The following is a 5,779-nucleotide window of genomic DNA, read 5'->3' on the forward strand; positions in this document are numbered from 1 at the left end:
CGTTAGCACTCGTCCATCGCGAGTGCTAACAAAAACCCCTCAACATCCGCACCAGGGAAAAATCCGAAAATGGCAAAGTCGAAGTTCCGCCCGCTGCATGACCGCGTGGTCGTTCGCCGGGTCGAATCCGAATCCAAGACCGCTGGCGGGATCATCATCCCGGATACGGCAAAGGAAAAGCCGCAGGAAGGCGAGATCATCGCCGTTGGTTCCGGCGCCCGTGACGAAGCCGGCAAGCTCGTCCCACTGGACGTCAAGGCCGGCGATCGCATCCTGTTCGGCAAGTGGTCGGGCACCGAAGTCAAGCTCAATGGCGAAGACCTTCTGATCATGAAGGAATCCGACATCATGGGCATCATCGGCTCATATCAGGCCCTTTCGTCAACTGAATTCCCGGGCTCGATTGAAGCCCCTGCCAGGAGCTAAAAATGGCTGCCAAAGACGTAAAATTCTCCCGTGATGCCCGCGAGCGCATGCTGCGCGGCGTCAACATCCTCGCCGACGCGGTGAAGGTCACGCTCGGCCCCAAGGGCCGCAACGTCGTCATCGACAAGTCGTTCGGCGCCCCGCGCATCACCAAGGACGGCGTCACCGTCGCCAAGGAAATCGAGCTTGAGGACAAGTTCGAGAACATGGGCGCGCAGATGGTCCGCGAAGTTGCTTCGAAGACCAACGACATCGCCGGCGACGGCACCACGACCGCGACCGTTCTGGCGCAGTCGATCGTCCAGGAAGGCCACAAGGCGGTTGCCGCCGGCATGAACCCGATGGACCTGAAGCGCGGCATCGACCTCGCGGTAACCGACGTCGTTGCGACGCTGATCAAGAACGCCAAGAAGATCAAGACCTCCGAAGAGGTTGCCCAGGTCGGCACCATCGCCGGCAACGGCGATGCTTCGGTCGGCAAGATGATCGCCGAAGCAATGCAGAAGGTCGGCAATGAGGGCGTCATCACGGTCGAGGAAGCCAAGACCGCCGAGACCGAACTCGAAGTCGTCGAAGGCATGCAGTTCGACCGCGGCTATCTCTCGCCCTACTTCGTCACCAACGCCGACAAGATGGTTGCGGATCTGGAAGACGCCTACATCCTTCTCCACGAGAAGAAGCTCTCCAACCTCCAGGCCATGCTGCCGATCCTCGAAGCCGTCGTGCAGACCTCGAAGCCGCTGGTCATCATTTCGGAAGACGTCGAAGGCGAGGCCCTGGCCACGCTGGTCGTCAACAAGCTGCGTGGCGGCCTGAAGATCGCCGCAGTCAAGGCGCCGGGCTTCGGTGATCGCCGCAAGGCCATGCTGGAAGACATCGCCATCCTCACCGGTGGCCAGGTCATTTCCGAAGACCTCGGCATCAAGCTCGAGAATGTTGGCCTCAACATGCTCGGCCGCGCCAAGAAGGTGTCTATCTCCAAGGAGAACACCACCATCGTCGATGGTGCCGGCAAGAAGGCCGAGATCCAGGGCCGCGTCGCCCAGATCAAGCAGCAGATCGAGGAGACCACCTCGGACTACGACAAGGAGAAGCTGCAGGAACGTCTCGCCAAGCTGGCGGGCGGCGTTGCCGTCATCCGCGTCGGCGGTGCGACCGAGATCGAAGTCAAGGAAAAGAAGGACCGCGTCGATGACGCCCTCAACGCGACCCGTGCGGCCGTCGAAGAAGGCATCGTTCCCGGCGGCGGCGTCGCACTCCTGCGCGCTTCGCTGAGCATCAAGGCTGTCGGCGCCAACTCCGACCAGACCGCCGGCATCGCCATCGTGCGTCGCGCGCTGCAGGCTCCGGCCCGCCAGATCGCGGCCAACGCCGGTGCGGAAGCATCGATCGTTGCCGGCAAGATCCTTGAGAACAAGGGCGCGACCTTCGGCTACAACGCCCAGACCGGCGAATATGGCGACATGATCGCCATGGGCATCGTCGATCCGGTCAAGGTTGTCCGCACCGCTCTCCAGGACGCGGCCTCGGTGGCCGGCCTGCTGGTCACCACCGAAGCCATGATCGCGGAGGCTCCGAAGAAGGAGTCGGCTGGCGGCGGCGGCATGCCTGGCGGCATGGGTGGCGGCGGCATGGGCGGCATGGGCGGCATGGGCGGTATGGATTTCTAATCCAGCTCTGGCAGCTTTCGCAACGAGGGGCGGCAACAATGCCGCCCTTTTTTTGCGAACCTCGATCCGATAAACGATCGGCGCCAACGCCGGCCATGTTAGCGCAACCTCAAAAGAACTGTCGAGTTGGTTGCGCGGCTTTTGCGTCATCAGAGGCGCAAGGCGGCCGCGTGTGATGATTGCGCGCTTCCATAGGCGGTTTCGGCATGTGCCTCGCCTTCGACATCGGCATTGCGGCCAAGCAGGAAATCGGCGGCTTTCGAGGCATGGCTTGCGGCGCGGAAGATGGCGCGGTTGTCCTCGCGCAAAACCGTCAGCCATGAGCCGATGTAGTCGGCATGGCGCACGGTCGGCTCGATGCCGAGACTGCTGCAGATGAAGGCTGATGCGATTTCGGCGACCAGTTCCTCGCGCGCATAGGTGTTGGACCCGAAGGAGCCGGACAGGTCGCGCGCGAGTCGCGTCGGGTGGCCGGTCCAGTGGCCAAGCTCGTGAAAGCAGGTCCGGTAATAGTCGATCTGGTGGAAGAAAGCCGGCTGCGGCGGCACCTGTATGGTGTCGCTGCCGGGCATGTAGAAGGCGCGCTCGCCGCCGATGCGAAAATCAGCGCCGGTTGCATGAATGAGCGCCTCGGCCTGCGGGACCATCTCGCGCTCAGGCAGAGGCTCGCCGGCGGCATAAAGATGTTCGGGCAGATTATCGCACTGCGCGACATTGAAGACGGTAAAGCGCTTCAGGAAGGGCACCGCCTGCGGTTCGTCGCCATCGGTGTCGGCGCGTTGCTTTTCGTTCTTGGGAACAAAGCGGTCAGCGTGAACGATGGTGGTGCCGTGCTCACCCTTCCTGACATTGCCACCTAGGGAAAGCGCCTGCCGGAAGGTGAGCCAGTTCTGGCTGGGGAAACCGCGATCGATGACCCCGCCCCACAGGATCAGGATATTGATGCCGGAATATCGGCGCTGGGTGGCCGCATTCCGCGGCAGGCCGAGGCCTGTCCTTGCCCTGCCCCACGGCTTGACCCATGGCACGGTGCCGCGCTCCAGTTCGGCAATGATGCGGTCGGTGATTTCCTGATAAAGGCTGGCGCCGGTGCGCCCGCCACTCTCTGCGCCAGCCTGTCGGCTGCCGCAACGTTTGTTGTTTGCACGCATCGTGATGTCCTCCGCTCTTCAATCGCGCCCTCCCCGGAAGCGGGGTGGGCGGCGAAAGCGACCGGAAAGGCCCGACGTCGGAGGCGGACTGCATCCGCAGGACCGGAACGGAGTGGAGGACCCGAAGCGAAAGCGAAGGGTTGCGGGACGCCGCGGCGGGCCTAGAAGGGAGTGCTGCCCGCCCTGCGCCACCGGGGAAGGCCACGATAAAAACGACGCCGGCCGACAGGCCGGCGACCGTCAGCAGCCGAAGGCTGCCCCGCGCCAGGGGGCGAAGCCGCAGGGCCAAGACCGCCTGAGCCTGGCGAAGATAAGCGGGCTCGGTTCACGAGCACCCGGCCAGCGCCTTCAGGCGCGGGCGCTCAGGATTGTTGTTGGCGCCCACGGCAGCTGGATGACCGCAACAAGATGCCGAGGAGCAACAGCAAAGCCAGCTGCCACAAACGGCACGCTCCGGCAACAACAGCGTGGCCGATCTACAGATGCTGCCCCGCACGAGAGCCTGCACGCTTTGAGCGCGCATCGGCGAGCAAGCGTTGCAAGCTGGCCATGTCGACCAGGTGGGCGATCACTATATCGCCGACCACCAACGCGGGCGTACGGTCGATGTGCAGACCTTTCGCGAGTGCGCGGACGCGCGCAAGTTCATCTGCGATGGCCGGATCTTGCATTCCCGCTTGAGCTGCTCCACGTCAAGGCCCACACGCGCTGCGATCTTGAGAGTGATCCTTTCAATGATCCAACTGGGGGAAGTCATAAGGGCGCGGTGGAATTCGTCGAACTTTCCCTGTTTTCTCGAGGCGAGTGCGATTGGGAATCCGGTCCCAGGACCGGGAACCGTCTGATCACAAGCTTCAGATTGGGATCATTCTTGAAGGCTTTTTGGTAGTTGAGATCTGCCAGTCTGCAATGCGGACAGTTGTGGTAGTCATTGAATATGACCAGAACGGCATCGCCTTGCGGGTTGCCGGCGATTGGCGAAGGGGGTCGTTGTCGAATGCGCCGCTCCACTTTTGCCTGTCGATCGACCACGCCTGCCGGTGCAGGTTCGCGCTATATTGGCTCGCCAGCACGGCGAGGAGTAAAAGAAGAGCTGCGACAGTGATGGCAGTCGGCTTAGACATGAGTCTCCAATCCATGGACGGCGTGGCAGCAACGGCCCGCCTTTTGGTGTAAAATGCTTTTGATCGAGCCCCGCACTTGCCACAGGGCGCAGTCGCGAGGGCGCACAGCTATAGATGCCGGTGCGCTCTGGCGGTTTCTGGAAAGATGGCCTTGCGCCATCGGGCCCACCCCACCCAGCTGAGCGTCGTTCGCGCGGGCCGGGCAACCGCGACCGCCATTCACCACGCCGGGCGACTGACCGTCCGCCCGGCAGAGCGCTGAAGGGTCCCCGGACCTTCCGGGTTGCCGGCGATTTGGCGAAGCGGGGTCGTTGACGAGTGCGCCGCTCCACTTTTGACTGTCCATTGGCACGACTGCATGGGCGGGGGCGGCCTTTCCCGCGGCGGGTGCGCGCTATTATGGCTCGCCAGCACGGAAAGCAGCACGGCGAGGAGAAAAAGGAGAACCGCGAGAGTGGTGGCCGTTGTCTTAGACATGAGGCTCCAATCCATGGACGGCGTGGCAGCAACGGCCCGCCTTTTCGGTGTAAAATGGGTCGCTTTTGATCGTGCCCCGCAGTTGCTACAGGCGCACAGGTGCGGGTGCGATCTGGCGGTTTCTCAAATACGGCTTTGCGCCATCGGGCCCACCCCAATAGCTGAGCGTCGTTCGCGCGGGGAACTGCGTTCACCACGCCGGGCGACTTGACCGTCCACCGCCAGAGCGCTGAACGGTCCGCTAGTGAGGCGCTCCCCGAATCGTCGTTTATCCCGCTCGCCCCAGACCGGGCGACAGCCAGCGTTGCCGCTACGCTGCGGAGAAATATCGTCAGCGCGTGGCATTCGGACATAAGCTGATCGACGCCAAGAATAAGACCCACGGAGGTGACCGGTGCGGCCGGAACAAGAAAGAGCGTTGCAGCCATTGTGACGAGGCCTGCACCGGTAATGCGGGTTGTTCCGTTCGAAGGGAACAATGCGACGAACAGCATGAGGATCCGGCAGCCGATCGGCAGATCAGTTTTCGTCGTCTGGGCGATGAAGAGGGCGGCGAGCATCATATTCGTGCCGTCCAGATTGAATGGAATGAGACCCACGACCGAATGCGTGGCGCCGGCCTTTTCCATCTTCTCCATGAGCGAGGGCAGCGCGGCCTCCGAGGAGGACGTTGCGAGCAGCAGCTCGTCCTTGATGTATCGGACGAGAGAGAAGATCGAGCGGCCGTTGTAGCGGCAGACCGCGCCGAACAGGACCGAGAAGAACAAGACTTGCAGGATGTCGCCTTCCGCGAAGGCACTGGCAATGGTTGATGGGATGATGTTCATCAGGAAGCTGGTCACGGACTGCTCGTGAGCCGTGGCCACATAGCCCTTAACGGCTTGGACATCGAGCGAGGCCGGATCGATGTTGAGGCCGGCGCCAGGCTGAA

The 5,779-nt window shown here is 62.7% G+C and carries 5 protein-coding genes and 2 pseudogenes; 2 read left to right on the forward strand and 5 right to left on the reverse strand.

All coding sequences use genetic code 11. The annotated features are described in order from the left end of the window. Positions 1-69: 69 nt before the first annotated feature. Together groES and groL are read left to right on the forward strand one after the other, a co-directional pair. Positions 70-363, forward strand: a pseudogene (gene groES / locus EOA79_RS28690) (co-chaperone GroES); the annotation flags it as partial. A gap of 65 nt (positions 364-428) precedes the next feature. Further along, positions 429-2,096 (forward strand): chaperonin GroEL, encoded by a 1,668-nt coding sequence (gene groL, locus EOA79_RS28695; RefSeq protein ID WP_128293510.1) that lies wholly within the window; start codon positions 429-431, stop codon positions 2,094-2,096. A gap of 149 nt (positions 2,097-2,245) precedes the next feature. Here the strand turns inward: groL and EOA79_RS28700 are convergent, their stop codons facing one another. From EOA79_RS28700 to EOA79_RS33850, 5 genes and pseudogenes are all read right to left on the reverse strand, one after another. Continuing rightward, positions 2,246-3,247: a zincin-like metallopeptidase domain-containing protein gene (locus EOA79_RS28700; protein ID WP_051695374.1), complete on the reverse strand. Its 1,002-nt coding sequence runs from the start codon at positions 3,245-3,247 to the stop codon at positions 2,246-2,248. 476 nt (positions 3,248-3,723) lie between these two features. Then, positions 3,724-3,918, reverse strand: coding sequence for a hypothetical protein (locus tag EOA79_RS33835; RefSeq protein ID WP_051695369.1), 195 nt, complete (start codon positions 3,916-3,918; stop codon positions 3,724-3,726). A gap of 82 nt (positions 3,919-4,000) precedes the next feature. Further along, positions 4,001-4,192 (reverse strand): hypothetical protein, encoded by a 192-nt coding sequence (locus tag EOA79_RS33840; protein ID WP_245457302.1) that lies wholly within the window; start codon positions 4,190-4,192, stop codon positions 4,001-4,003. After that, entirely contained in the window at positions 4,102-4,371 is a 270-nt protein-coding gene (locus tag EOA79_RS33845; RefSeq protein ID WP_245457304.1) for a hypothetical protein, read from the reverse strand. The genes EOA79_RS33840 and EOA79_RS33845 overlap by 91 nt, the downstream gene beginning before the upstream one ends. A gap of 600 nt (positions 4,372-4,971) precedes the next feature. Then, positions 4,972-5,779, reverse strand: a pseudogene (locus EOA79_RS33850) (cation:dicarboxylase symporter family transporter); the annotation flags it as partial.

Source organism: Mesorhizobium sp. M1A.F.Ca.IN.020.03.2.1, from assembly GCF_004023205.1.
Lineage (GTDB): Bacteria > Pseudomonadota > Alphaproteobacteria > Rhizobiales > Rhizobiaceae > Mesorhizobium.

Coding starts and splice junctions, on each gene's coding strand:
- groL (WP_128293510.1), top strand. CDS start 429: ATGGCTGCCAAAGACGTAAAATTCTCCCGTGATGCCCGCGAGCGCATG.
- EOA79_RS28700 (WP_051695374.1), bottom strand. CDS start 3,247: ATGCGTGCAAACAACAAACGTTGCGGCAGCCGACAGGCTGGCGCAGAG.
- EOA79_RS33835 (WP_051695369.1), bottom strand. CDS start 3,918: ATGCAAGATCCGGCCATCGCAGATGAACTTGCGCGCGTCCGCGCACTC.
- EOA79_RS33845 (WP_245457304.1), bottom strand. CDS start 4,371: ATGTCTAAGCCGACTGCCATCACTGTCGCAGCTCTTCTTTTACTCCTC.